The 24,600-nt window shown below is 70.6% G+C and carries 23 protein-coding genes; 12 read left to right on the top strand and 11 right to left on the bottom strand.

The annotated features are described in order from the left end of the window. Nucleotides 1-15: 15 nt before the first annotated feature. From KF708C_RS25675 to KF708C_RS25660, 4 genes are all read right to left on the bottom strand, one after another. On the bottom strand, nt 16-2,139 hold the full coding sequence (locus KF708C_RS25675) for a 2Fe-2S iron-sulfur cluster-binding protein (protein ID WP_059413765.1): 2,124 nt from the start codon (nt 2,137-2,139) through the stop codon (nt 16-18). 85 nt (nt 2,140-2,224) lie between these two features. Further along, nucleotides 2,225-2,836, bottom strand: a complete 612-nt coding sequence (locus tag KF708C_RS25670; protein ID WP_059413763.1) for a glutathione S-transferase family protein — start codon at nt 2,834-2,836, stop codon at nt 2,225-2,227. A 222-nt stretch (nt 2,837-3,058) separates the two neighbouring features. Continuing rightward, on the bottom strand, nt 3,059-3,958 hold the full coding sequence (locus tag KF708C_RS25665) for a LysR family transcriptional regulator (RefSeq protein WP_029043128.1): 900 nt from the start codon (nt 3,956-3,958) through the stop codon (nt 3,059-3,061). A 76-nt stretch (nt 3,959-4,034) separates the two neighbouring features. Next, on the bottom strand, nt 4,035-5,018 hold the full coding sequence (locus KF708C_RS25660) for an NAD(P)H-quinone oxidoreductase (protein WP_059413908.1): 984 nt from the start codon (nt 5,016-5,018) through the stop codon (nt 4,035-4,037). A 144-nt stretch (nt 5,019-5,162) separates the two neighbouring features. Between KF708C_RS25660 and KF708C_RS25655 the strand changes: the two genes are divergently transcribed. Then, nucleotides 5,163-6,047 (top strand): LysR family transcriptional regulator, encoded by an 885-nt coding sequence (locus KF708C_RS25655; RefSeq protein WP_059413761.1) that lies wholly within the window; start codon nt 5,163-5,165, stop codon nt 6,045-6,047. 151 nt (nt 6,048-6,198) lie between these two features. Continuing rightward, nucleotides 6,199-7,017: an isocitrate lyase/PEP mutase family protein gene (locus KF708C_RS25650; protein ID WP_059413907.1), complete on the top strand. Its 819-nt coding sequence runs from the start codon at nt 6,199-6,201 to the stop codon at nt 7,015-7,017. 6 nt (nt 7,018-7,023) lie between these two features. On the opposite strand, the gene KF708C_RS25645 is transcribed toward KF708C_RS25650, so the two are convergent. Further along, on the bottom strand, nt 7,024-7,932 hold the full coding sequence (locus KF708C_RS25645; RefSeq protein ID WP_020200743.1) for a LysR family transcriptional regulator: 909 nt from the start codon (nt 7,930-7,932) through the stop codon (nt 7,024-7,026). A 143-nt stretch (nt 7,933-8,075) separates the two neighbouring features. On the opposite strand from KF708C_RS25645, the gene KF708C_RS25640 reads away from it, so the two are divergent. After that, nucleotides 8,076-8,906, top strand: coding sequence for an oxidoreductase (locus KF708C_RS25640; RefSeq protein ID WP_059413759.1), 831 nt, complete (start codon nt 8,076-8,078; stop codon nt 8,904-8,906). A gap of 297 nt (nt 8,907-9,203) precedes the next feature. Here KF708C_RS25640 and KF708C_RS25635 read toward each other — a convergent pair whose 3' ends face one another. Both KF708C_RS25635 and KF708C_RS25630 read right to left on the bottom strand, forming a co-directional pair. Then, a complete protein-coding gene (locus KF708C_RS25635) occupies nt 9,204-10,352 on the bottom strand; it encodes a zinc-binding dehydrogenase (protein WP_020200741.1) in 1,149 nt (382 codons plus the stop codon). Nucleotides 10,353-10,692: 340 nt separating this feature from the next. Then, a complete protein-coding gene (locus KF708C_RS25630) occupies nt 10,693-12,066 on the bottom strand; it encodes a collagen-like triple helix repeat-containing protein (protein ID WP_063923061.1) in 1,374 nt (457 codons plus the stop codon). A gap of 402 nt (nt 12,067-12,468) precedes the next feature. On the opposite strand from KF708C_RS25630, the gene KF708C_RS25625 reads away from it, so the two are divergent. After that, nucleotides 12,469-13,308 carry a CPBP family intramembrane glutamic endopeptidase gene (locus tag KF708C_RS25625; RefSeq protein ID WP_059413757.1) on the top strand — a complete coding sequence of 280 codons (840 nt, stop codon included), beginning with the start codon at nt 12,469-12,471 and terminating at the stop codon, nt 13,306-13,308. A 96-nt stretch (nt 13,309-13,404) separates the two neighbouring features. Here the strand turns inward: KF708C_RS25625 and KF708C_RS25620 are convergent, their stop codons facing one another. Continuing rightward, complete coding sequence (locus KF708C_RS25620; RefSeq protein WP_059413755.1) at nt 13,405-15,612, bottom strand: TonB-dependent receptor; 2,208 nt, start codon at nt 15,610-15,612, stop codon at nt 13,405-13,407. Between the two features lie 59 nt (nt 15,613-15,671). Then, on the bottom strand, nt 15,672-16,013 hold the full coding sequence (locus KF708C_RS25615; RefSeq protein ID WP_059413753.1) for a hypothetical protein: 342 nt from the start codon (nt 16,011-16,013) through the stop codon (nt 15,672-15,674). Nucleotides 16,014-16,420: 407 nt separating this feature from the next. Between KF708C_RS25615 and hpnI the strand changes: the two genes are divergently transcribed. The 4 genes from hpnI to KF708C_RS25595 are packed head-to-tail and all read left to right on the top strand — an operon-like array spanning nt 16,421 to nt 21,024. Continuing rightward, nucleotides 16,421-17,650, top strand: coding sequence for a bacteriohopanetetrol glucosamine biosynthesis glycosyltransferase HpnI (hpnI, locus tag KF708C_RS25610; RefSeq protein ID WP_156173950.1), 1,230 nt, complete (start codon nt 16,421-16,423; stop codon nt 17,648-17,650). 25 nt (nt 17,651-17,675) lie between these two features. Then, entirely contained in the window at nt 17,676-19,097 is a 1,422-nt protein-coding gene (gene hpnJ, locus KF708C_RS25605) for a hopanoid biosynthesis associated radical SAM protein HpnJ (protein WP_059413751.1), read from the top strand. Between the two features lie 53 nt (nt 19,098-19,150). Further along, complete coding sequence (hpnK, locus tag KF708C_RS25600) at nt 19,151-20,014, top strand: hopanoid biosynthesis-associated protein HpnK (protein WP_370552856.1); 864 nt, start codon at nt 19,151-19,153, stop codon at nt 20,012-20,014. Further along, nucleotides 20,011-21,024 carry a lysylphosphatidylglycerol synthase domain-containing protein gene (locus KF708C_RS25595; RefSeq protein WP_059413746.1) on the top strand — a complete coding sequence of 338 codons (1,014 nt, stop codon included), beginning with the start codon at nt 20,011-20,013 and terminating at the stop codon, nt 21,022-21,024. Before hpnK ends, KF708C_RS25595 begins: the two co-directional genes overlap by 4 nt. Nucleotides 21,025-21,042: 18 nt before the next feature. Here the strand turns inward: KF708C_RS25595 and KF708C_RS25590 are convergent, their stop codons facing one another. After that, nucleotides 21,043-22,179: a GGDEF domain-containing protein gene (locus KF708C_RS25590; RefSeq protein ID WP_059413744.1), complete on the bottom strand. Its 1,137-nt coding sequence runs from the start codon at nt 22,177-22,179 to the stop codon at nt 21,043-21,045. Here KF708C_RS25590 and KF708C_RS35940 point away from each other — a divergent pair. The 4 genes from KF708C_RS35940 to KF708C_RS25580 all read left to right on the top strand — a co-directional run bounded on the left by KF708C_RS35940 (nt 22,178) and on the right by KF708C_RS25580 (nt 24,009). Beyond that, on the top strand, nt 22,178-22,414 hold the full coding sequence (locus KF708C_RS35940) for a hypothetical protein (RefSeq protein ID WP_155887913.1): 237 nt from the start codon (nt 22,178-22,180) through the stop codon (nt 22,412-22,414). The genes KF708C_RS25590 and KF708C_RS35940 overlap by 2 nt on opposite strands. A gap of 73 nt (nt 22,415-22,487) precedes the next feature. Beyond that, nucleotides 22,488-22,970, top strand: coding sequence for an Hcp family type VI secretion system effector (locus KF708C_RS25585; protein WP_059413742.1), 483 nt, complete (start codon nt 22,488-22,490; stop codon nt 22,968-22,970). A gap of 17 nt (nt 22,971-22,987) precedes the next feature. Then, nucleotides 22,988-23,578: a peptidoglycan recognition protein family protein gene (locus KF708C_RS34880; RefSeq protein ID WP_156173949.1), complete on the top strand. Its 591-nt coding sequence runs from the start codon at nt 22,988-22,990 to the stop codon at nt 23,576-23,578. Between the two features lie 71 nt (nt 23,579-23,649). Continuing rightward, the gene (locus KF708C_RS25580) at nt 23,650-24,009 is read left to right on the top strand and encodes a hypothetical protein (protein ID WP_156173948.1); all 360 of its coding nucleotides are present in this window, start codon (nt 23,650-23,652) and stop codon (nt 24,007-24,009) included. A gap of 42 nt (nt 24,010-24,051) precedes the next feature. On the opposite strand, the gene KF708C_RS25575 is transcribed toward KF708C_RS25580, so the two are convergent. Next, on the bottom strand, nt 24,052-24,444 hold the full coding sequence (locus KF708C_RS25575; RefSeq protein ID WP_020200729.1) for a hypothetical protein: 393 nt from the start codon (nt 24,442-24,444) through the stop codon (nt 24,052-24,054). Between the last annotated feature and the right edge of the window lie 156 nt (nt 24,445-24,600).

The following is a 24,600-nucleotide window of genomic DNA, read 5'->3' as shown; positions in this document are numbered from 1 at the left end:
GCGGCGCAGGAAAATTCAAAGATCGAGCTGCAACGACATGGAGCCGGTGCCCTCGTCGCCCGCCGCCGGCACCGCGCAGCAGATCAGCGCTTCCCCGTCCGACACCTCGAATTCCGGCGTGCCGGCGTAGGCCACCGCGCCCTGCACGATGCGTGTGCGGCAGGTGCCGCAACTGCCGTTGCGGCAGCCGAACTCGGGTGCGAGTCCGCGCTGTTCGGCCAGTTCGAGCAGCGAGCCGGCGGCGGGCGACCAGCGCGCTTCCTTGCCGGAGCGGGTGAAGACCACCGGCACCGGCGCCGTGGCGGGCCTGGCGGCGGGCGCGGCGGCGGGCTGGGCGGCGGGCTGGGCGGCGTTGTCGCGGCGGCGGCGCAGCGCGGCGGGGCCGAAGGCTTCGGCGTGGATGCGGTCGTCGGCCACGTTGAGCGCGCGCAGGCCGTCGTAGAGGGACTGCATGAACGGGCCGGGGCCGCACAGGTAGAAGTCGTAGTCGCCGAAGGGCAGGTGGCGCTGGAGCATGGCGATGTCGATGCGGCCGGCTTCGTCGAAGTCCTGCTGCGGCTCGGCGTCGCGCGGGTCGCTGAGCACGCGCACGTATTGCACGGCGCCCTGGGCGCTGTCGGCCAGCGCGCCCAGTTCGCGCGCGAAGGCGCGTTCGGGCAGCGTGCGCGCGGCATGGAAGAAGTAGGCCGGGCGCGTGCGGCGGGTGCGCAGTCCTTCGTGGACGAGGTGGCGCAGCATGGCCAGCATGGGCGTGACGCCGATGCCGGCGGCCAGCAGCACGGCGGGGCGCGGCGCGGCCGCGTCGATGGTGAACGTGCCGGCGGGCGCGCGCGCTTGCACGATGTCGCCGACCTTGACGTGGTCGTGCAGATGCTGCGACACCGTGCCTTCGCGCTTGATGCTGATGCGGTAGACGCCGTCGGCCGGCGCCGACGACAGCGTATAGGTCCGGATCGCCGGCGCGGGCGGCGAGCCGGCCGTCACGCGGATCGGCAGGTACTGGCCGGCGTGGTGCGGCAGCAGCCCGGCGCCGTCGGCGGGTTCGAGGTGGAGCGAGCGGATGCCCATGCTTTCCTCGACCAGCCGCGTCACGCGGAACGGGCGCCACGTATCGGCCAGCGGACGCGCGCGCAGGCGCTCGGCGGCTTCGCGCCAGTCGCCGGTGAGCTCGACCGAGGGCGACGTGCCTTCGGGCTCGGGCGTCCAGCGCAGCGGCAGCGCGTCTTCGCGCCGCACCACGCTGGCCGGCATGAAGCGCCACAGGCGCTCGGCGCCCTGGAACGCGGCGATTTCCGGCGAGTCCAGGATGACCTGCGCCGAGCCGGTCATCTGCAGGAGTTCGCCGCTGGCGAAGTCCGCGAACACCAGCCCCGCGCGCGGGTTGGCCATGAAGTTGCCGAGCGTGTTGAAGAACAGGTTGCCGGAGAAATCCGGGATGGTCATGCCGCCGTCCTCGTCCAGCCGCACGAAGCCCGGCTTGCCGCCGCGATGGGATACGTCCACCTGGCGCGTGCCGTCGGGCAGGTCCACGTACGAGGCCACGAAGAAGGTATCGGCGCCGGCCACCAGCGCGCGGGCGCGCGCGTCCAGCCCGCTCATGCGCTGCGGCTGCGCGGCGCCCGGCGCGGCGGGGTCGCGCGTGAAGGCGTAGTTGCGCTGCTGGATGTATTGCGGGCAGTTGCCGAAGCTCTGTCCCACCATGATCTCGAACACCGCGGTGTCCGCCGCCGGCGCGTCGCGCCGGATGGTGCCGTTGAGGCGGTTGCGGCGCCGCGTCAGCAGGTCGATGCCGAGCAGGCCGACGGCGTCGCCATGCTCCATGCCGCGCTCGGCGGGGTCGGCCGCCTCGCGCGGCAGGCGCGCGGCGAGCGCCTTGTCGTGCGGGGAATGCAGGAAGCCCGGCCTGCCCGCGCGCAGCGTGGCCCACACGTCGCCGTCCGGGTCCACCGCGCCGAGCACCACCACCGGCAACTGCGCGAAGAACTGGCGGTGCTGCTCCGGCATGTGGTCGCGCACGAAGCGCGCGCCGAGTTCCTCCATCTTGCGCGCCACCCCGGCGCGCTCCTGCAGCGTGCGTTCGCCCGCATGCCAGGGCAGCGGCGGGACCTGTGTCGGCGCGAGGGGCGAGGGCTGGGACATGATGGCGATCTCCGGAATGCGGCGCGGCCGCGGTGAGAACGATGGCGCGATGGCGCGATGGCGCGGTGGCGCGGTGGTCAGGTGCTCAGGCGGCCAGGCCGGCCGGCGTCTGCTGGAAGGCGACGAAGCCGGGCAGCGCCTCGACGCGCGCGAGCCACGCATTGACGTTGGCATACGGCGCGAGGTCGACGAAGCCTTCGGGCGCGCGCGCGATGTAGCCGTAGAGCGCCACGTCGGCCAGCGTGGGATGGTCCGCCGCCAGCCACGGCGAGGCGGCCAGCGCATCGTCCACGCGCTTGAGCACGACGTGGGCGCGCGCGATGACTTCCTCCGCGTTCAGCGGCGCGCCGAACACCGTGATCAGGCGCGCGGCGGCGGGGCCGTAGGCGATCTCGCCGGCGGCGACCGACAGCCATTTCTGCACCGCCGCGGCGCCGGCGGGCGAGGCCGGCAGCCACGCGGTCTTGCCCAGGCTGGTGGCCAGGTAGACCAGGATCGCGTTGGAGTCCGAGACCACGTTGTCGCCGTCGACCAGCACGGGCACCTGGCCGAACGGGTTGAGCTTCAGGAACGCGGGTTCCTTGTGCGCGCGCTTGGCGAGGTCGACGTGGATGAACTCGGCATCCGCGCCGATCAGCGACAGGAACAGGCGGACACGGTGCGAGTGGCCGGAGAGCGGGTGGTGGTAGACCTTCATGGCTGGGATTCCTTGGGCAAGTGTGAGGGGGAATCGCCGCAGGCCGCGCGCCGGGCCGCGGTGGCCGCCGGCGTCTTGCCTGAGTGCGTGAAGGCATATTAGGAGCGCCGCCGCGCGGGAAAAACGGCGCCGGCGAGAAAGGACTCTTCTCGCTGGCCCAATAATGGGCGGCGTGGCGGGCGGTGTGCGGAGGGCGTGAAGCGGCGCGCCGGGCGCCGCGCTTCAGCGCAGCGAGGGATCGGCGCGCAGCGTGTCGATGGCCATGTCGAGGAAGGCGCGCACCTTGCGCGTGGCATGGCGGCCTTCCCGGTGGATGACGTTGATGGGCAGGGCCGGCGGCTCGAATTCGCGCAGCACCACCTGCAGCGTGCCGGCGCGCAGGTGGCCGGCGATCTGGTACGACAGCAGCCGCACGATGCCGAAGCCGGCCGCCGCCGCGACGATGGCCGACTCGTTGGTCGAGGTGGTCAGGCGCGGCTGCAGGCGCGTGACCACCTGGCTGCCGCCGGCGTCGAAGCGCCACTCGGGCGAGGCCGAGACCGCGCTGGCCACGATGACCGTGTGCCGCGCGAGATCCTCCGGCGCCTGCGGCACGCCATGCCGCTCGAGATAGGCGGGCGCCGCGCACACCACGCGCCGCACGCGCCCGACCGGCGCCGCCTGCAGCGACGAGTCCGGCAGCTCGCCGATGCGGATGCCCACGTCGATGCCTTCCTCGACCAGGTTGACGGTGCGGTCGAGCAGCAGGCAGGTGGCGTCCACGTCCGGGTAGCGCCGCAGGTACGCGGTGACGATCGGCATGGCGTAGGCCGCGCCGAACAGCACCGGCGCGGTGATGGTGAGCTGCCCGCGCGGCTCCGCGTGGGAGCCGGCGGCCAGCAGTTCGGCGTCGTCGATCTCGCCGAGGATGCGCCGGCAGTTCTCGAAGTAGGCCGAGCCGGTGTCGGTCAGCCGCACCAGCCGCGTGGTGCGGGTCAGCAGGCGCACCGCGAGATGCGCCTCGAGTTCGTTGACGATGCGGCTCACCACCGACGGCGAGACGTCGAGCTTGTTCGCGGCGGCGGTGAAGCCGCCGGTCTCCACCACGGTGACGAAGGTCTTCATGGCTTGCAGTCGGTCCACCCCTCGCTCTCCCCGTTCCGTGCGCCCGGCGGCGCTTCGTGGCGGAGTATAGCGCCGGCGCCGGCGCGGCCGGCGTTCAGCCCACGGCCAGCACGATATTGCCCACGCCCAGGTTGGATTCCATGCGCCGGTGCGCGTCGGCGGCGTCGGCCAGCGCAAACACGCTATCCACTACCGGCGCGAGGCCGCCCGTGCCGAAGCGGTGCAGCCACTGCCCGGCAAAGCGCTGCGTCATGGCGCGCTTGGCCTCCGGCGCGCGCGACTTCATCACCGTGCCGATGATCTGCAGGTGGCCGTACAGCAGCCGCTCCAGCGGCAGCGCCGCGCCCTCGGTGCCGCCCAGCAGGCCCACCTGCACCAGCCGGCCGCCGTCGGCCAGCGCGCGCACGTTGCGCTCCAGGTAGGGTGCGCCGATGAAGTCCACCACCACGTCGACGCCGCGCCCGTCCGTGGCCCGCGCGACCGCCGCGGCGAAATCCTCCGTCTTGTAGTCGATGGCCACGTCGGCGCCGAGCGCGCGCACGCGCTCGAGCTTGCCCGCGCCGGCGGTGGCGAAGACCGTCGCGCCGGCGGCGCGCGCAAGCTGCACCGCCGCCGAGCCGACGCCGCCTGCCGCCGCGTGGATCAGCACCGCGTCGCCGGCCTGCGCGCGGCCCAGGTGGAACAGCGCCTCGTGCGCGGTGACGAAGACCTCGGGGATGGCCGCCGCCTCCGCGTAGCCCATGCCGTCGGGGATGCGCATGGCCATGCGGTGGTCGATGCGGGCCAGTTCGGCATAGCCGCCGCCGCCCACGACGCCCATCACGCGGTCGCCCGGCGCGAAGCCGCGCACTTCCGCGCCCATGCCGATCACTTCGCCGGCGATCTCCAGCCCCATGATGTCCGAGTCGCCGAAGTGCTCGCGGCCGTAGCCGCCGCGCCGCTGGATCACGTCGACGCGGTTCACGCCGGCGGCGTGGTTGCGCACCAGCAGGTCGTGCGGGCGCAGCGCCGGCGCGGGCACGGTCTCCAGGCGCAGCACGTCGGCTTCGCCGAAGTCGCGGAAGGTGATGGCGTTCATGGTGTTGGTCTTGTTCATGTGTCTGGTGCCCGGTTCCGGGCTGCGTGGTTGGATGGACCGAGTATAGGTTTGCGCGATGATGTATTTGTGCTGCATTATTCCGCTCGACAAATGCAAATTTGCATCACACGGGAGCGGCTTTCCATGAACTGGGACGACACGCGGATCTTTCTCGCGGTACAGCGCGAGCGCACCTTGCGGCGCGCCGCGCGCACGCTGGAGCTCGACCAGGCCACGGTCGGCCGGCGCCTCGCGGCGCTGGAGCGGGCGCTCGGCGCCACGCTGTTCCTGCGCACTTCCGATGGCTACGCGCTCACGCCGGCCGGCGAGGCGGTGCTGCGCTCGGCGCTGAAGATGGAGCAGTCGGCGCACGAGCTGCTGCGGCAGGCGCAGGGCGCGGACACGCGGCTCGAGGGCGAGGTGCGCGTGACCACCACGGACTCGCTGGCGCTGGCGTTCCTGATCCCCGCCATCGGGCGCCTGCACGCGGCGCATCCCGACGTGAAGATCCTGCTCGACACCTCCACCAACGTGCTCAACCTGGCGCGGCGCGAGGCGGACATCGCCGTGCGCACCATGAAGCCCGAGAACCCCGACCTGGTGGCGCGCCGGCTGGCGCGCTGGCCGGTCGGGCTCTATGCCGCGCCGGCCTATCTCGAGCGGCACGGCGAGCCGGTGCCCGGCACCGCGTTCGCCGGGCACGACCTGGTGGTCTACCAGCCGCTGATGGCGGGCAACCGCGCGCCCACGCTGGCCGGCGAGCCGATCCACGGCGGGCGCATCGTGGCCGGCATGTATTCGAGCCTGATGCTGCGCAACGCCATCAAGGCCGGCATCGCCATCGGCGAAGTGCCGGTCCACCTGGGCGAGCGCGACGGGCTGGTGCGCGTGTGGCCCGGCAGCACGCGCGCCCAGCATTACGAGGTCTGGCTCGTCACGCACCAGGACCTGCGCCACACGGCGCGCGTGCGGGCGATGATCGACGAGATCGTGCGCGCGTTCGAGAGCCCGGAGGAAGCGGTCTGGTAGATGGTCCGGCAGGCGGCCGGAGACGCGGCCTGAACGGGCGGGCGGCCCGCGCGTCGCGGGCGGCGGCGGTATGATCTGCGCTCGGCGCCCGCCGCGGATGACGCCGGCCCGAGCGCATTCCCCCATGCACCGCGAAGAACAGGAGATCGCCATGACCCGTCCCGCCGCCGAGAAGCGCGCCGCCTTCCGCGCCCTGCACCAGCAGGGCTGCTTCGTGCTGCCCAATCCGTGGGACGTGGGCAGCGCGCGCATGCTGCAGCACCTGGGCTTTGCCGCGCTGGCCTCGACCAGCTCGGGCCTGGCGTGGTCGCTGGGCCGCGCCGACAACGCGGTCGGCCGCGACGACGTGCTGCGCCACCTGGGCGCGCTGTGCGCGGGCGTGGACCTGCCCGTCAACGCCGATTTCGAATCCGGCTTCGCGCACGCGCCGGAAGGCGTGGCGGGCAATGTGCGCCTGGCCATCGGGACCGGCGTGGCCGGCCTGTCCATCGAGGATCTCGATGCGCGCAGCGGCGCGCTGTACGACAAGGCGCTCGCGGTCGAGCGCATCCGCGCCGCGCGCGCGGCCATCGACGCCTCGGGCGAGGACGTGCTGCTGGTCGCCCGCACCGAAGGCATGCTGGCCGATCCCGCCGCGCTGGCGCCCGCCATCGACAGGCTGGTCGCCTTCGCCGAAGCCGGCGCGGACTGCCTCTACGCGCCGGGCGTGGTGGCCAGGGCCGACATCGAGGCAATGGTGCGCGCCGTCGCGCCCCGGCCGCTCAACGTGCTGATGATGCGGCCCGGCATGAGCGTGGCCGAGCTGGCCGGCCTCGGCGTGCGGCGCATCAGCGTGGGCGGCGGCCTCGCGCGCGCGGCCTGGGCCGGCATGCTGGCCGCCGCCGAGCAGCTCAAGGCGGGTTCGTTCGACGGGCTGGGCAAGGCGCTGCCGTCGCGGCAGCTCAACGACGTGTTCGGCAGTTTCCCGTGAGTCTCTCTAGCCCTCGACGCTGCCGGCCAGCGCCGCCTTGGCGAAGTCGATGAAGACGCGCAGCTTCTTCGGCATGCCGGTCCGGTTGTAGTAATAGAGATAGAGGCCGGCGCGCGGGATCCAGCCGTCCAGCACGCTCACCAGCCGCCCGGCCTGGAGGTGCGGCTCGGCGATGCTGTGCTGGAGGTAGCCGAAGCCGAAGCCGTCCAGCGTGGACTGCAGCAGCAGCCCGCTGTCATTGGTGGCGATGCGCCCGGTCACGGCCATGCGCAGCTTCTCGTCGCCTTTCTCGAACTCCCAGCGGTACAGCGCGCCGTTGTCGGCGCTGCGGTAGTTGACGCACTCGTGCGCGAGCAGGTCGCGCGGATGGCGCGGCCGCGGCCGGGACTGCAGGTACGCCGGCGCGGCCACCACGCAGAAGCGCATCTGCGTGACCAGCGGCACCACCACCATGTCCTCTTCCAGCACGTTGTCGTAGCGGATGCCTGCGTCGAAGCCGCGGCCGACGATGTCCACCAGGCTGTTGTCCGCGATCACGTCGACGTTGATGTCGGGGTAGGCGGTGAGGAAGTCCTTCAGCACCGGCTCGATCACGCGCGGGATGGCGGAGTGGGGCACGTTCAGGCGCAGGGTGCCCATCGAGCGGCTGGAGGCGCCGGCCACGTCGTGCATCGCCAGCTCCAGCTCCTGCAGCAGCGGGGCGATGCGCGTGAGAAACTTGGCGCCGGCCTCGGTCAGGCTGACGCTGCGCGTGGTGCGGTTGAGCAGGCGGGCGCCGAGGCGCTCCTCGATCTTGCGCACCGTGTAGCTGACCGACGTGACCGGGATGCCCAGCGCGCGCGCGGCGGCGCTGAAGCTCTGTTCCTGCGCCACCCGGGCGAAAACCGACAAGGCCTGGAAATCAGCATGGTTCATTGTGCAATTTTCCTGCAAAGTCCTTTTTGATTATCTTCCTTCTTGATACGGTTCGCAACGTCCATACTCCGATGTGCCGGAGCCGCCCGCGGTGGCGGCTCCATGCAGGCAACCGCATTTCAAGCAAACCATCTGGAGAAGTGATGAAAACCTGGTTCATTACGGGCGTGAGCACCGGTTTCGGACGTGCGCTGGCGCAAGCCGTCATCGCGCAGGGCGACAAGGTCGCGGGCACGCTGCGCAACGAAGCGCAGCGCGCCGAGTTCGCCGCGCTGGCCAAGGGCCAGTCCTTCGGCTACATCCTCGACGTGCGCGACGACGCGGCGATCCCCGGCGTGGTGGCGCAGGCCGAGCGCGAGGTCGGCCCCATCGACGTGCTGGTCAACAACGCCGGCTACGGCTACGAAAGCAGCATCGAGGAAGCCCCGCCGGCCGACGTGCGCGCGCAGTTCGACGTCAACGTCTTCGGCGCGCTGAGCGTGGCGCAGGCGGTGCTGCCCTACATGCGCCAGCGCCGCCGCGGCCATGTCCTGAACGTGACCTCGATGGGCGGGCTGATGACCTTCCCCGGCGTCGGCATCTACAACGCCAGCAAGTTCGCGCTCGAAGGCATCAACGAAGCGCTGGCCAAGGAAGTGAACGGATTCGGCATCAAGGTGACGGCCATCGAGCCGGGCGCGTTCCGCACCGACTGGGCCGGCCGCTCGATGCAGCGCACCGCGTCGGAGATCGAGGACTACGCCACCATGCTCGCGCCGCAGCGCGCCGCGCGCGCGGCCCGCTCGGGCAAGCAGCCCGGCGACCCCGCCAAGGCCGCGCAGGCCATCCTGCGGGTGGTGGCCGCCGAAGACCCGCCGGTGCACCTGCTGCTGGGCACCGACGCGCTCGGCTTCGTGCGCGAGAAGCTCAAGGAGCTGAACGCGGAAATCGACAAGTGGGAACACCTCACCGTGAGCACCGACTTCACCGAGTGAGCGGTTCGGCGCGCAGGGCAATGAACGAAGCCGTCAGATACGCCCACGCCGTCAGCGCTAGCCCAAGCAAGGTGTTCTCCCTCTCGCCTCACGGGGAGAGGGCTGGGGAGAGGGGCGGTTTGGCTAGGAGCCACATCAAGCGGGGCCAGCGGTGTGGTCCAGCACAGAGGCCACGAACGAAGCCAATGGTGATGTCCAGCCCGGCTGCATTCGCCAGGCCCCGCCCTCTCCCCGGCCCCTCTTCCACTTCGCGGGAGAGGGGAGCAGACCGCCGGGCGGCAGCCTCTGGCCGCCGGCCTACGCCAGCCCCTTGTTCGGATTGACCAGGAATTTCTCCCCGGTGGCGCGCTTGTTGTAGACCGCGATCTGCTTCAGGTCGAGCACCTCGGCCAGCGAGATTTCGCGCGCATAGTGGCTGGCGAAGGTCGTCTTCAGTTCCGCCACCACGCGCGCCTTGAGCGCGTTCGCCGCTTCCGGGCCGATCTTCTGCAGGAACGGGAACACCAGCCAGCCGCCCATGCTCCACGCCATGCCGAAATTGCGGACGAACTCGGTCGGGCTGGGGTCCAGGCTGCCGTAGAGGTAGACCTGCTTGTGCGTCGACGAGCCATAGCGGCTGTAGGCGCGCGCGTTCCTGCTCAAGGCCGCTTCCATCGCGCCCAGGATCTGCCCGGCCAGCTTGCCGCCGCCGGTGGCGTCGAAGGCGATGGTCGCGCCGGTGGCGGCGATCGCCTCGGTCAGGTCCTGCGTGAAGGTCGGCGACGACATGTCGCACACATGGGCCGCGCCGAGCGACCTGAGCAGGTCCGCCTGTTCCTGCCGGCGCACGATGTTCACCAGGCCGATGCCGTCCTTCTGGCAGATCTTGTTGAGCATCTGGCCCAGGTTGGACGCGGCGGCGGTATGCACCAGCGCCTTGTGTCCCTCGCGCCGCATGGTCTCGGTCATGCCGAGCGCGGTCAGCGGATTGATGAACGACGAGGCGCCGTCCGCGGGCGTGGCGTCCGGCGGCAGCGCCAGGCTCTGCGCCACCGGCACGCAGCGATACTGCGCGTACATCGCGCCGCCCAGCACCGCCACCGTCTTGCCGAGCAGCGCCTGCGCCGCGGCCGACGCGCCGGCCGCCACCACCACGCCCGCGCCTTCGTTGCCGACCGGCATGGCGTCGTCGAGCCGGCCGGCCATGCTCTTCATCGCGCCTTCGGGCACGCGCGCGCTCACCACTGGCCGCTCCTGCGTGCCGCCGGCCTTCGCCGTGCTCATGTCGGCCGCGCCGAACAGCAGGCCGAGGTCCGACGGATTGAGCGGCGAGGCCTCGATGCGGACCAGCACTTCGTCGGGACCCGGCGCGGGCACGTCGACGCTGGCGAGGGACAGTTCGAGTTCGCCGCTGGCCTTGATCAGCGAGCGGAGCTGGAGGGCGGTGCGTGGGATGTCGGCTGGCATGCGGGGTCTCCTGGTTGGCTGGGCGCGGCGAGCGGCGGCCGCGGAGCCGGCGCCCGTTTCGCGATGCGCCATCCTACTGCAAGATCGGAAACCGGGTCGGCGGGCTTGCGGCTGGCGCCGGCATGCGGGTTTGCGCGGCGGCAGGAGAAAGAACGGCGCCGCGAAGGCGGCGCCGGGGGCGGCAGGCTGGTGCCGTGGAAGAGACAGCGTTGGCGCTTGTCGAGGAGGGCGGCGCCGGCTTCGCGGTGGCGCCTGCCCTTTTCCCGATCCCTCTCCCGCGCGCGGAAGAGGGAGACCACAGGTTGCGGGCGGCTTCCTGTGGTCTCTTGCCGTCTTCCGCTTATCGCCTGTTGTTGACCAGTCCGCCGAGCAGGCCGCCGGCCGGGGCGTTATTGCTGCCCGCGGTGCCACCCGCGGCGCCGCCCGCCGCGCCGGTCAGGCCGGAGACCAGGCTGGTGACGGGGGCCAGCACGCCGGACAGCGGGTTGTTGCCGCCCGCCGCGCCGCCCGCCGCGCCGCCCACGGCGCCGGTCACGCCGGACACCACGCTGGTGACGGGCGTCAGCACGCCCGCCAGCGGACCGCCGCCGCTCCCGCCACCGCCCACGGCGCCGGTCAGGCCGCCGACCGTGTTGTTGAGCAGGGTCGTGACCGGCGCCAGCAGGCCCGCGGCGCCGCCGGTGCCGCCGCTGCCCGGCAGCGGCGGCAGGCTGCCCTGGAGGCCGCCGGTCAGGTTGCCCAGCAGGCTGGTGATCGGGTCGAGCGGGCTGCTGCCCGGCGTGCCGGACGGCGGGTTGAGCAGGCCGCCCAGCGACGCCACCGCGGTGCCGGCGGTATTCACGATGCCGCCCACGTTGGTCACGATGGGCGCGTTGGTATTGGTCAGCGCCGTGCCGAGCGAGGCCACGCCGCCGCCGACGGTGCCGAGCAGGTTGTTGGCCACCGGACCCAGCCCCGTGGCCGCGCCCAGCGTCTGCGTGGTGCTGACCAGCGTGGAGGTCAGCGGGACGATCGCCTTGCTCACGCCGCCGACGACCTGGTTGACCGGATCGGCCAGCGTCTGCGGCGACAGGCTGCCGACCAGCGCGCCGGTCTGGCTGACCACGGAGCCCACCGGCGCCGTCACCGCCGCCAGCGGGCCGGTGCCCAGGCTGCCGACGGTATTGCCGACGCTGCTGACCGCACTGCCGACCTGATTGAGCAGCGATGCCCCGGCGGCGCCGGTGGCGCCCGTCGCGCCAGTTGCGCCGGTCGCGCCCGTGGGCCCGGTGGGGCCGGTCGCGCCCGTTGCGCCCGTCGTGCCGGCGGGGCCGGTCGCCCCGGTCGCGCCCGTTACACCCGTTGCACCCGTCACGCCGGTCGCGCCGGTCGCGCCGGTCACCCCCGTGGCGCCCGTGGCGCCGGTGGGCCCCGTGGCGCCGTCCGCGCCGCTGGCGCCAGTCGCCCCCGTTGCCCCCGTCGCCCCGGCCGGGCCGGTCGCCCCCGTGGCGCCGGTCGCACCGCCAGCCGGCCCGGTGGCGCCGGTCGCGCCGTTGTCTCCCTTGGCGCCGGCGGCGCCGGTCGGACCAGGGGTGCCGGCCGCGCCCGCGGCGCCGGTCGCGCCCGGATCGCCCGTGGGCCCGGTGGCGCCCATCTTGCCGTCGTGCCCGTTGGCGCAGCCGCCAAGCAGCACCAGGGCACCCAATACACCAAGCAGATATTGCTGATTACGCACGGTCGACCTCTCTCCGGTTATCGTTCTCGACCAGGCGTTCACGCAATAGCTGTGCCCGACGCCGGCGGCGTCTTCCGGGCCCGCCGCGCGCGTCTCGCGGTCTGCCGGAAACCCGCGCGCGGCCTGGCTTTGCGGGCAGGCGGCGATGTCGTGGCAGGGCGTTTCATGCGGCCCATGTGTCGGCCGTTCCCGTTACGTGTTACGTAACGCGGCACGGCCCGCGCATGCGCCGGCGCGCTTGTCGATACAGGCGCCCCCCACCACGCGGCGCCCCGGCGCGCGGCGGATTCGGCGATACTTCTCCACCTCGCCACGCCGCATGCAGGGCGCCCTGCGTGACCGCGCCGCGAGACGCCTTTCGTGGATTGCCTTCGAGGATTTCCTTCAAGACCGCCCTGAGCCATGCACCCGATCCGGCCGGACAAGACCCAACCCATCACCTTCCAGGGCGCGCTGGCGCTCACCTTCGTGGCCTGGTTCGCGGAGGTCATGGTGAGCATGCTGCTGCGCCCGTTCCTGCTGCGCCACGGCATGCAGCCGATGGCCGCGGCCAGCCTGGTGCGCGTGGTCTGCTACGGGCTGGTGTTCAGCGCCATGCTCCATGTCAACGGGCTGACCTACCGCCGCCTGTTCCATGAAGGGCCGGCCAGCGTGGGCGCGACGCTGGGCGTGCTCGGGCCGCCGCTGCTGCTGATGGTGCCGCTGATCCTGCTGCTCGACAGCCTCGCCATGATGGTGGTGAACGCGCTGCTGCCCATGTCGCGCGGCGAGGCGCAGATGATGTCCGAGATGGCGAACGGCAGCATCGGCGCGTGGGCGCTGGTCTGCATCATCGCGCCGTTCATCGAGGAGATGTTCTTCCGCGGCATCCTGCTGCGCGGCATGCTCAAGCGCTACGGCCAGGCCGACGCGACCGTCTACTCGGCCTTCGTGTTCGGCGTGGCCCACCTGAACGTCTACCAGTTCGTGATCGCGTTCGCGGTGGGGCTGTTCGTCGCGGCGCTCTATTGCCGCACGCGCTCGCTGTGGCCCGGCATCGTGCTGCACATGGGGCTCAACACGGGCGCGACGATCTATGCGGCGGTGGCGCCGGACGGCAACGCGCTGGAAACCCCGCTTGGCCTGTGGGCCATCGCCGTGCCGCTCGGCCTGCTGGGCGCGCGCATCCTGCGCCGGCTGCTGTGGCGGCCGACCGCGGACGCCGCGCCAGGCGGGACCGAGCCGCCGCCGGACGCGGCCTGAGCGGCGGCCCTGTCCGGGCTGCCGACGGAATCGATTGGCCGCTGGTTGTCTCCCCTCTTCCATGAATGGGAGAGGGGAGACAACCTCCACACCCCGCTAGAACGGCTTGGACACCGCCACGTAGAACGCGCGCCTCGGCGCGTACTGCGGCGCGCCCACGCCGATGCCGGTGCCGTCGCGCAGCTCGTATGAGTGGTTGAACAGGTTGATCACCGTCAGGCGCACCTTGAATTTGCCGGCGACCGGCGTATCGAACGTATGCGCCGCGCCGACGTTGACCTGCAGGTACGGCGGCAGGTGGCCGGTATTGGCGAAGCCGTTGCGCAGGCCGCTGCCGAACAGCGCATCGGCGGTGAGCAGCGTGCCGCGCCACAGGTAGGAGGTGCCGAACGAGCCGGCCACGGTCTGGTCGTGGTCCAGGTGCACCCAGTTGCTGGCGATGAAGGCCAGCTCGTCGGCCTCGAAGTTGAACTGGCCGGTCTCGATGCCCTTGGCCACCGCGTGCGACAGGCTCACGTTGGCGTAGGCGCCGAAATTCCCCTGCCGGTAGTTGGCGGTGCCTTCCAGCCCGTAGATCTTGCCTTCGTCATAGTTGAACGAGGAGAAGATCAGCGCGTTGCCGAACTGGCCTTCGTCCTGCAGGTGGCGCACCTTGCGGTAGTAGGCGTCCAGGCCCAGCGTCAGGTTGCGCGTGGCCTGGTGCGAGATGCCCAGGTCGAAGTAGTCCGAGCGCTCCGAGCGCACCGCCGTGTTGGCGTCCGACGGCAGCGCGTTGGTGGTGCCCGTGAACCTGTCCACCGAGGTGGTGTCGATCTTCTCGGTCGCCGGCGGCGTGAAATAGCGCGCGTAGCCGGCGTGCAGCCGGGTCGCGTTGGTGAGCTCGTAGGTCAGGCCCAGGCGCGGGCTGAGCTGCTGCTCGCTGACCACCGTGTTGACGTGGTCGTAGCGCGCGCCGTAGTTGATCGTGAGCTTGTCGGTGGCCTTCCATTCGTCCTGCAGGTAGAAGCCCAGCGTGGTGCCCGTGTTGCTGGAGTTGTCGACGATGGACAGCGGCACGCCGCTGGTCTGGTTGCCGTCCGCGTCGGCCGGCAGCACGGTGGAGCTGTTGTCCACGCCGAACCGCTCGCGCTGCAGGAACAGCCCCGCGCGCAGCGTGTGCGCCGGGTTGAGGATGTAGCTGCCGTCGGCCTGCACGCCGTAGGCCTCGTTCCTGCGGGTGATGTCGGCGGCCACGCCGTTGTAGGCCAGGTCGCCGATCGGGTCCGGGTTGTAGTCCACCCGGCTGGTGCGGTGGAACAGCGAGACCTGGTAGTCGAGCGCGGACGAGACCTTGTTCTGGAACGAGAGGATCTGGAAGTCGGTCTTCTCGCGCTGGTTGGCGTTGAGCGCGTCCGAGGCCGGCGGGACCACGCCGTCGATGGAGAACGAGGGCGACAGGCCGGGCCGGTTCGGGATCTGGAAGCGGTTGTCGGCGCTGCCGAACATGAAGCTGATGCGGCTGTCCGGGTTGACCAGGTACGACAGCATGCCGAAGGCCTTGCCCTGGTCGGTGTGGTCGTGGATCGCGTTGCTGCCGCCGGTCGGGTTCTCGATGCCGAGGTTGTTCTCGCTGAACGAGCCGCTCAGGAAGTAGCTCCACGGGCCTTTCGCGCCCTGGATGTAGCCGTTGGCCTCATGGTCGGCGTGGCTGCCGATCACGGTGCCGATCTCGCCGCCGAAGGCACGCGGCTGGCCCTCGTCGTCGGTGGCCGCGCCCTTGGTGCGGATGTCCACGATGCCGGCCGTGCGGAAGCCGTATTGCGCCGGCAGCGCGCCAGTCACCAGCTTGATCTCGTCGGCGAAGCGCGTGTCCAGCATCTGGCCGAAGCCGCTGATCGGCTCGGGAATGGTGACGCCGTTGATGCGGTACTGCAGGTTGGCGTGGTCGCCGCGCACGTGCAGCTGGCCGAAGGAATCCTGCACCACGCCGGGCGCCTGCAGCAGGACCTGGTTCAGCGGCGTGTTGTCGCCCTGGGGCAGCGCGTCGATGTCCTCGCTGTCGAAGCGGTAGACCGAGCTGCCGGTCTCCGGCGACAGGGCGTTGCGCGCCTCGTCCAGGCGCTTGCTGGTGACGACGACCGCGTTGAGCGACTTGTCGCTGGCGGCTGCAGTGGCGGGGGTGGCCGGGGTGGCGGCCTGCGCCTGGGCTTGCCGCGCGGCGGGCGGCGTGGAAGGGACGTCGGCTGGCGCCGACTGTGCGTGCGCCGAGACGGCGAGCGCCGACGCGGCGCCGGCCGCAATGGCTCGAAGCTGGAAAACTGACATGGCAATGCCTCTGACGATATGGGAGTGTCGCGCGGGGACTCCTTGCCCGCGCCAATGCACTACGTGAACGACAAGCCGGTCAGAGGCGGGCCGCGGCTGCGGGGCCGCGGCGAGAATACGGGCGCGAGGTGGCGCTCGGCGGGCAGGGGATAGTGCCAGCGGCGCGAGCAGGCGATGAGCAGCCACGACGCCAGCGCCGGCATCGCCACCGCCAGCGCCGCGAATGCCAGGCACTGCAGGCAGACATCCTGGTCGGGCTCGCACTGCCCGGCGTCGTCCGCCGCCACGCACGCGCTGCTTTGCAGTTGCGCGTGCAGGTGGGACAGCGCATGGACGTAGTTGCCCGCCTGCCCGAAGAGCAGGGCCGCGACCAGCAGGAGGGCGAGCGAGCGTCGAAACACGGATGACTGCAGGGAGGGCGGGCGGCCGGTTTTCCGGAAAACAAACCGGCTATTGCAACAGAGTTGCGAGTTTGCCATCTGTTGGCGCGCTTCGCAATGGCTGATGCGGCACGTTGCGGCCAGCCGGCGGCGCCGGGGCCGGGGCTGGCTGGCGCGCAGCCGGTGTCGGAGCGGCTGTTGTGCGGCAAGCGCCACGCCGGTTTCCGCGGGCCGCTTGCCGCGGCGGGCCGGTTCGCATCCGCTCCACAGCGCGATTGCCCGCATCGGCCATCGAATTTCATCGGTTTAATTTTTCCTTAAGGAAACCATTCCTACACTGGCGGCCAAGCGCGCGCACCCACAGCGCAGCGCCTTCACCGCACCGCGCCCGCCGAGGCAGCGGGCGATGCCTGGATCGGGAGTCTTCCATGCAGGTGTTTTCCCATTTGGCACCGGCCGGCACCGCGCTGGCGTGCCTGGCCACCGCCTATGCGGGCGCCGCCGCCGCCGCCACCTGGCGGGCTCCGGCGCGGCACAGGTCTTGCGCGGCGCCGGCAGATGCCGGCCCGAAGCCGGTCAGCGTGCTCAAGCCACTGTGCGGCGCCGATCCCAATCTCTACGACAACCTCGCCGGCCTGTGCCGGCAGCGGCATCCGGCGTTCCAGCTGGTATTCGGCGTGCGCGCCGCCAACGACCCCGCCATTGCCGTGGTCGAGCGCCTGCGGGCGGATTTCCCGGCGTGCGACATCGCCCTCGTGGTGTGCCCGCTCGTGCACGGCAGCAACCTGAAGGTCAGCAACCTGATCAACCTGCTGCCGCGGGCGCGCCACCCCTGGCTGGTGGTGGCCGACAGCGACATCGCGGCGGACCCGGACTACCTCGCGCGCGTCACCGCGCCGCTGGCCGATCCCGCCGTGGGCGTGGTGACCTGCCTGTACCGCGGCCGCCCGGTGGGCGGGCTGTGGCCGGCCCTCGGCGCGCAGTTCATCGACGACTGGTTCGCGCCCTCCGCGCGCGTGGCCCACGCCTGCGGCTCGCGGCGCTTTTCCTTCGGCGCCACGATTGCGCTGCGGCGCGAGGTGCTCGACGCCGTCGGCGGCTTCGCCGCGCTGTCCGACCGCCTCGCCGACGATTTCTGGCTTGGCGAGCTGACCCGCCAGCGGGGGCTGCGCACGGTGCTGTCGGAAGTGGAGGTCAGCACCGACGTGACGGAGACACATCTGGCGGCGCTGTGGAGCCACGAGCTGCGCTGGCTGCGCACCATCCGCTCGATCAACCCGTCCGGCTTCGCCTTTATCTTCATCACGTTTACCTGGCCGATGCTGGCGCTGGCGGCATGGCTGGCGCCGCAGCCGCCGGTGCTGGCCGTCGCGCTGGCCGGGATAGGCGCGCGCAGCCTGCTGGCGGGCAGTCTCGGCGCGGCCCTGCGGGCGCCGCTGCGCGACGTGCTGCTGCTGGCCGAGTGGGTCGCCGCGCTGTTCGGCGACCAGGTGCGCTGGCGCGGGCAGATGCTGTCGATTCGCGACCGGCACGCGCCCGCCGCGCCGGCCGGCGGCGGCGCCGCGCCAGGCGCGTACCCCCTTTCCCCACGGCCCGCGGGCACGGACAATGGCGAGCATGGCGCTTCGTCGTCCGTCCTGTCCGTCGATGGCAAATGAACCGGATGACCCATCAGAGACCGCTATGAGAACCCTCTTCCTGCAGGCTCCCTCTTTCGACGGCTTCGACGGTGGCGCGGGCTCGCGCTACCAGGCCAGGCGCGAGATCAAGTCGTTCTGGTATCCCACCTGGCTGGCCCAGCCCGCCGCGCTGGTGCCCGGCAGCCGCGTGCTGGACGCGCCGGCCGACGGCCTCGGCGTGGCGCAGGTGCTGGAGATCGCCGCCGGCTACGAGCTCGTCATCATCCACACCAGCACGCCGTCCTTCCCGACCGACGCGAAGTTCGCCGAGGCGCTGAAGCAACGCAAGCCCGACGTGCTGATCGGCATGGTCGGCGCCAAGCCGGCGGTCGATCCCGGCGGCACGCTGGGCGCCAGCGCGGCCATCGACTTCGTGTGCCGCGAGGAATTCGACTACACCTGCCGCGACGTGGCCGCGGGCCTGCCGCTCGAGGACATCGCCGGCCTGAGCTACCGGCTGCCCGACGGCTCGTTCGGGCACAACGGCCCGCGCCCGATGATCGAGAACATGGACGAGCTGCCGTTCGTGGCCCCCATTTACAAGCGGGACCTCAAGGTCGAGAACTACTTCATCGGCTACCTGAAGCACCCCTACGTGTCGATCTACACCGGCCGGGGCTGCCGCTCGAAATGCACCTTCTGCCTGTGGCCGCAGACCGTGGGCGGGCACCGCTACCGCACGCGCTCGGCGCAGAGCGTGATCGCCGAGGTGAAATGGATCAAGGAGAACATGCCCGAGGTCAGGGAGATCATGTTCGACGACGACACCTTCACCGACTTCAAGCCGCGCGTGGAGGAGATCGCCCGCGGGCTGGGCGAGCTCGGCGTGACGTGGTCGTGCAACGCCAAGGCCAACGTGCCCTACAGCACGCTCAAGATCATGAAGGAAAACGGCCTGCGCCTGCTGCTGGTGGGCTACGAGTCCGGCGACGACCAGATCCTGCTGAACATCAAGAAGGGCCTGCGCACGGACATCGCGCGCCGCTTCACCGAGGATTGCCGCAAGCTCGGCATCACCATCCACGGCACCTTCATCCTGGGCCTGCCGGGCGAGACGCGCGAGACCATCGAGAAGACCATCGCCTACGCCAAGGACATCAACCCCCACACCATCCAGGTGTCGCTGGCGGCGCCGTATCCGGGCACCGCGCTGTACCGCCAGGCGGTGGACAACGGCTGGCTGGCCGAGAACAAGGTCATCAACCTGGTCAACGACCAGGGCATCCAGCTGGCCGCGATCAGCTACCCGCACCTGTCGCGCGAGGAGATCTACCACGGCGTGGAAACCTTCTACAAGCGTTTCTACTTCCGCCCGGCCAAGATCTGGGAGATCGTGCGCGAGATGCTCGGCAGCCGCGAAATGATGAAGCGGCGGCTGCGCGAAGGCGTGGAGTTCTTCCGCTTCCTGCGCTCGCACGAGGCGTGACGACGGCCGTGGGCAAGGCAACCGTGGAAACCGCAGCCGCAGCGCGGCGCGCCCTGATCCTCACCGCCGACGACTTCGGCCTGCACCCGGCGGTCAACGAGGCGGTGGAACGCGCCTGCCGCGACGGCGTGCTCAACGCCGCCAGCCTGATGGTGGGGGCCGGCGCCGCGGCCGACGCGGTGGCGCGCGCGCGGCGCCTGCCCGGCCTGCGGGTGGGCCTGCACCTGGTGCTGGCCGACGGGCCCGCGGTGCTGCCGCCGGCCCGCATCCCGGCGCTGGTGGACGCGCAGGGCCGCTTCGGCTCGGCGATGGCGCGCGACGGCGCGCGCTTTTTCTTCCTGCCTCACGTGCGGCGCCAGCTGGCCGCCGAGATCCGCGCGCAGTTCGCCGCGTTCGCGGCGACCGGGCTGGCGCTGGACCACGTCAATGCCCACAAGCATTTCCACCTGCATCCCACCGTGCTGGGGCTGGTGCTGCGGATCGGCCGCGAGTTCGGCCTGCGCGCCGTGCGCCTGCCGGGCGAGGCGCGCGCGCCGCGGCTGCTGCGGCCCTGGCTGGCGCTGGCGCGGCGCCGGCTGGACGCGGCCGGCGTGGCCCACAACGATTACGTGATCGGCATCGCCGACAGCGGCGCGATGGACGAGCGCGCGCTGCTGCGCGCATTGGCCCGCCTGCCGGCCGGCGTGGGCGAGATCTACTTCCATCCGGGCGTGGTGTCCGGCGCCGAGATCGCGCCCGCCATGCACGGCTATCGCCATGCCGACGAGCTGGCCGCGCTGCTGTCGCCGCGCGTGCGCGCCGCGCTGGACCACGCGGTGCCGCGCCGCGGCGGCTTCAGCGACCTCTTCCCCGATCCCCTCGATCTCCCCGATCCGCCGCCCGGCGGCGCGCCGGGAGCCGGCATGACCGCCGCATGAAGCGCCTGGCCTGTCTCGCGGGGCTGCTCGGCCTGCTGGCGCTGATCGCCCTGGTGATCCACGAGGGCGCCGGCGACGTGGCCGGCATCGTCGCCCGGGCCGGCTGGCCGCTGCTGCTGCTGGTGCCGCTGCACGCGCTGCCGCTGCTGCTGGACGCGCGGGGCTGGCGCGTACTGCTGGCCGCGGCGGACCCGGACGGGCGGGCCGGGCTGGGCTTCCTGTGGTGGGTTGCCGCCGTGCGCGAAGCCGTCAGCCGCCTGCTGCCGGTCGCCAGCGTGGGCGGCGAGCTGGCGGGCATCCGCCTGGCCCGCCTGCGCGTCCGCGACACCACCGCCGTGACCGCCAGCATCGTGGTCGAAGTCATGGTCACGCTGTTCGCCCAGTATCTGTTCTGCGTGCTCGGCACGCTGCTGCTGGTGGCCGCCCTGCACGACGGCACCCAGGCCTGGGTGGTGGCGCTCGGGCTGGCGCTGTCGCTCCCGGTGCCGGTGCTGTTCGCGCTCTCGCTGCGCTACGGCGGCATCTTCGCGCGGCTGGAGAGCGCGGCCGGGCGCCTGCTCGGCGCCGATCACCGCCTCGTGGCCATGCTCGACGGCGCCCGCCTCGACGCCGCCATCCGCGCCCTCAACCGGCGCCACGGCAGACTGGCGGCGGCGCTGGCCTGGCAGCTTGCCGGCTTCGCCGCCGGCGCGCTGGAAACCTGGTGCGCGTTATGGCTGCTCGGCCATCCGCTGCCGTTCTGGCAGGCCGTCGCCATCGAATCGCTGACCCAGGCGGCGCGCCAGGTGGCTTTCTTCGTGCCGGCGGGCCTGGGCGTGCAGGAGGCGGTGATGGTGCTGCTGGGCAACCTGCTCGGGGTCGATGCGCAGGTCGCGCTGTCGCTGGCGCTGGTCAGGCGCGCGCGGGAAGTGCTGTTCGGCGTGCCGGCGCTGCTGTCCTGGCAGTGGGTGGAGGTGCGGGGGTGGCGGCGGGGAGCGGCGGCGCGGCAGGTTTCCGGGAAGGCGCCGTGACGCCATGACATCGTGACGCTAGGTCGCCAGCGTCCACTGCGCCTTGCCGCCGAGCTTGGCCAGCGTCAGGGCCTTGTCCGCCGCGGTCAGCGCGGCCATCACGTCAGCGCCGTGCTCCGGTATCAGCGCGACCCCGACGCTCGCGCCGATCTCCACGCTGACGTCGGGCTCCAGCGTGAACGGCACCGGCACTTCGCTGACCAGCCGGTCGGCGAAGCTGGCGATCTCGGCCTGGTCGCCGGCGCGCACGATGACCACGAATTCGTCACCGCCGATGCGGAACACCATGTCGTCCGGGCCCTTGAGCGCATCGAGCCGCTTGCCGATCGTGACCAGCAACTGGTCGCCGGCCTCGTGGCCGTGCTGGTCGTTGACCGGCTTGAAGCCGTCGAGGTCCATGTACAGCACCGCCGTCTTGCCTTCGCCGATCTGGTCCGCCTTGTACAGATGCGCGGAGGCGTGGACCAGCCCCGCGCGGTTCGGCAGGCCGGTGAGGGCGTCGTGGCGGGCGCGATGGTCGTTTTCCCGCTCCGCCTTCATGGTGGTGACCAGCAGCTTGTTCAGGTGGAAGGCCGCGATGCTCATGGCGACCAGGTAGAACGGGATCTGCACGAGGGTCAGGCGCATCACGGCCTCGCCGGAAAGCACCGCGGCGATGCAGCACGGGCCGAGCGACAGCAGGATCATGATCGCCACCAGCCGCGGCGCGCCGAAATTGCGGAAGCAGATGCCGCCCACCATCGCGGCGGCGGACAGGCAGGACATGGTTGCCGCCACCCAGTCGCCGCTGAGGATGCTGATGAAGGTGCCGTAGCCCACGCTCGCGCCCCACAGCACCGCGAGCAGGATGTAGACGTCGGTGAAGGTGGAGCGGCCCGCCGTCGCCGCGCGGTGCGCCGCCGTCAGGACGCCCAGCCGCGTGCCGCACAGCAGGATCTCGATGATGACCCAGGCCACGAAGGCCGGGCTGGGGTCGCGCCAGGCGATGGCTATCGCTACGGCGACGGTGTTGAGCACGCCGCCGGCGAAGATGGGCAGGGTGCCGAACAGGCTGCCGATCAGCTTGATGCGGATGTCTTCAGGAACGTTCGCGCCCGGGTCGCATAACCAGGCCGTAGAGCGCCAACGTGGCAAGCTGAAAGCCGCTGTTTCCATGTTCCTCGATTCCCGTGAATTCCGCGCGTTGTGCCGCCGGTTCGCGTTGCAGCAATCGGAAAGGCAGGATTCTATCGGAAAGCGCTTTCATTTCCCCAACCGGATGGGCATTGGCGGCCCGTTCCGGGCCATGCCGCGCCAGCCGGGACGGCTTCGCCCGTGCCGCCGTGCGGGCGGCCGCAGTCGCGGAAAGGCATTTCATACCCGTCCAATATCCGCGCGCGGCCTGCGCTGATACCGTGCTTTGCCGGTTGGCGCAGCGCCGGCAGGCATCCGTATCTCAACCCGCAGGCAAGAAAGGAGCAACCATGTCCCAGGACATTTTCCTGAAGCTGGCGGGCATCGACGGCGAATCCGCCGATGCCCGCCACCCGAACGAGATCGAGGTGCTGACATGGGACTGGTCGGTCAGCCAGCCGGCCAGCATGCACGAAGGCAGCGGCGGCGGCGCCGGCAAATGCAGCGTGGATGACCTCGCCTTCGAGCACTACGTCGACCGGGCGACGCCCGCCCTCGTGCAGTATTGCCTGGCCGGCAGGCACATCGACACCGCGGTGCTGGTCATGCGCAAGGCCGGCGGCACGCCGCACGAATACCTGAAGATCACGATGGAGGACGTGCTGGTCACGCGGGTCGTCGTGGCCGGCAGCCACAACATGGCCATGCCGCGCGAGGAGGTCCGGCTGTCCTTCGCCCGCGTGCGGCACGACTACGTGCTGCAGAACGCGCAGGGCGGCAGCGCCGGGACGGTGGGCGCGGGATACGACATCAAGGCCAACAAGGCCATCTGACCACCGGAGGGAATGCCATGCTGTTCATTTCGAAGCAAGGCCATGTCGACGCGGAGCGCGTCAAGCTGGCCATCCATCCCGCGATCGAGCGCGGACCGATGCACAAGGTGAATGGGATTGTGGTGCATCAGACGAACGGGCCGACGGCGCAGAGCACGTTTCACAGCTACCAGCACAAGGATGCCAACGGCGCGCACTTTTTGATCGACAAGGATGGGACGATCTATCAGACCGCTTCGCTTCATAGAAGCACGAATCATGTCGGATTGATGAAGTCAAAGTGCCTGCTCGAGAAAAGCTGCACCCCTGCCGAATTCAAGAAAATAAAGAGAATGGATCTTCATACGCGTAGCCGGCATGAAGAAAACAAAGGCTGGGCAGATCGCTTTCCGGCAAAGCGAGACTCTATCGGGATAGAGCTGGTCGGGAAGGCGTTCGGTGATAAAGGAAAGGAGATATTTGAGAACGTGACCGATGAGCAAAATGAATCGCTTGGCTGGTTGATCATGGAGCTATCAGATACGTTAGGCGTATCAATGCAGTCGATATATCGGCATCCAGAAATATCCCATAAGAACAAGACGGAAGCGAGTACAGCAAGATGGTGAATCAGCGGATTGCAACGGGAATAGCCGGCCTCATGCTGCTTTGCGCCGTATCACTGTGCGAGGCCAGGACCGTGACAAAGGTCGTCATCAATGGTACAGGACTTGCGCTAGACGACTCCGATCCGTATGTCCAGGAGGAGTGCAGGAAATTCGTCCCGAACAAGAAGCAGGTCGCTCGCTTCTTCTCGAAGGCCTATCCCGTGGCGGGCCGCATCATCCATCATGATCGCTACTCTCCCTGCTACGCAAAAGGCACGGTGGAGTTCAGCGACCATAGTTCGGGCGAGTGGTGGCTCTATTCCGGCGGTACGGCCATTCTGGAGTGGCTGAGCGGCGACAAGGTGTACTTGCTGTACAAGCAAAACAGGTGGCGGGACCCGTTTGCCTGCATGTACGGCATGGATCCGGACGTTCCATGCGAGGATCAGTGACCGGGCAGGTGGTGCCGGCAGTATTGCCGGCCGCCCCGACACTCACCCGTTCGCAATCCTCAACACCCGCGTGAATTCAGCCGGGTTCTCCGTCCTGAGCCGGGCCAGATGCCCGAGCAGCGCGTCGGACGACAGCGTGCCGTCGTCGGTCTTGAGCCATTCGATTTCGTCGCGGATGCGCTTGAGTCTCTCCAGCGAGTCGGCGGCGCGCTGCGGGTCGATGGCGGCGGGGTCCACCGCGTGCAGCAGCACTTCGGTGATGAGGCCGAGCTGGCGCCCGTAGGAGGCGATGTGGAAGGCCCGCCGTTCGATGTCGGCGTCGCCGGCGGAGGGCGAAATGGCGTTGAACAGCAGGTCGGGGTCGATGCGCTGGGCGACTGAGCCGCTCCAGGGGAAGTGAAGGTTGGGAGACCACAGCCAGATCCACGGAAACATTTTCCCTCCTGTATTCAGCCGGACACGGCGGAAGTTGCGCCGCAATAAAGATTAGCAGACCGGCCGGCGGAGGGAAGGGCGGAATCGGCCGGTGTGTGGGCGCCGGGTCCGGCGCCGGGCGCGGCCGGCCAAGGCAAGCGCGGGGATGGCAACCCA

This window comes from Cupriavidus basilensis (assembly GCF_000876015.1).
In the GTDB taxonomy this organism is placed as follows: domain Bacteria; phylum Pseudomonadota; class Gammaproteobacteria; order Burkholderiales; family Burkholderiaceae; genus Cupriavidus; species Cupriavidus basilensis_B.
This window is presented reverse-complemented; position numbering and strand designations above follow the sequence as displayed.

Bases quoted from the DNA above. Each gene is read 5' to 3' on its own strand.
- KF708C_RS35940 (WP_155887913.1), top strand. From the start codon at position 22,178: ATGTTCCTCGATTCCCGTGAATTCCGCGCGTTGTGCCGCCGGTTCGCG.
- KF708C_RS25650 (WP_059413907.1), top strand. From the start codon at position 6,199: ATGACCCGTCCCGCCGCCGAGAAGCGCGCCGCCTTCCGCGCCCTGCAC.
- hpnJ (WP_059413751.1), top strand. From the start codon at position 17,676: ATGAGAACCCTCTTCCTGCAGGCTCCCTCTTTCGACGGCTTCGACGGT.
- KF708C_RS25640 (WP_059413759.1), top strand. From the start codon at position 8,076: ATGAAAACCTGGTTCATTACGGGCGTGAGCACCGGTTTCGGACGTGCG.
- KF708C_RS25645 (WP_020200743.1), bottom strand. From the start codon at position 7,932: ATGAACCATGCTGATTTCCAGGCCTTGTCGGTTTTCGCCCGGGTGGCG.
- KF708C_RS25655 (WP_059413761.1), top strand. From the start codon at position 5,163: ATGAACTGGGACGACACGCGGATCTTTCTCGCGGTACAGCGCGAGCGC.
- KF708C_RS25590 (WP_059413744.1), bottom strand. From the start codon at position 22,179: ATGGAAACAGCGGCTTTCAGCTTGCCACGTTGGCGCTCTACGGCCTGG.
- KF708C_RS25660 (WP_059413908.1), bottom strand. From the start codon at position 5,018: ATGAACGCCATCACCTTCCGCGACTTCGGCGAAGCCGACGTGCTGCGC.
- KF708C_RS25670 (WP_059413763.1), bottom strand. From the start codon at position 2,836: ATGAAGGTCTACCACCACCCGCTCTCCGGCCACTCGCACCGTGTCCGC.
- KF708C_RS25595 (WP_059413746.1), top strand. From the start codon at position 20,011: ATGAAGCGCCTGGCCTGTCTCGCGGGGCTGCTCGGCCTGCTGGCGCTG.
- KF708C_RS25575 (WP_020200729.1), bottom strand. From the start codon at position 24,444: ATGTTTCCGTGGATCTGGCTGTGGTCTCCCAACCTTCACTTCCCCTGG.
- KF708C_RS25620 (WP_059413755.1), bottom strand. From the start codon at position 15,612: ATGTCAGTTTTCCAGCTTCGAGCCATTGCGGCCGGCGCCGCGTCGGCG.
- KF708C_RS25625 (WP_059413757.1), top strand. From the start codon at position 12,469: ATGCACCCGATCCGGCCGGACAAGACCCAACCCATCACCTTCCAGGGC.
- KF708C_RS25585 (WP_059413742.1), top strand. From the start codon at position 22,488: ATGTCCCAGGACATTTTCCTGAAGCTGGCGGGCATCGACGGCGAATCC.
- KF708C_RS25675 (WP_059413765.1), bottom strand. From the start codon at position 2,139: ATGTCCCAGCCCTCGCCCCTCGCGCCGACACAGGTCCCGCCGCTGCCC.
- KF708C_RS25635 (WP_020200741.1), bottom strand. From the start codon at position 10,352: ATGCCAGCCGACATCCCACGCACCGCCCTCCAGCTCCGCTCGCTGATC.
- KF708C_RS34880 (WP_156173949.1), top strand. From the start codon at position 22,988: ATGCTGTTCATTTCGAAGCAAGGCCATGTCGACGCGGAGCGCGTCAAG.
- hpnI (WP_156173950.1), top strand. From the start codon at position 16,421: ATGCAGGTGTTTTCCCATTTGGCACCGGCCGGCACCGCGCTGGCGTGC.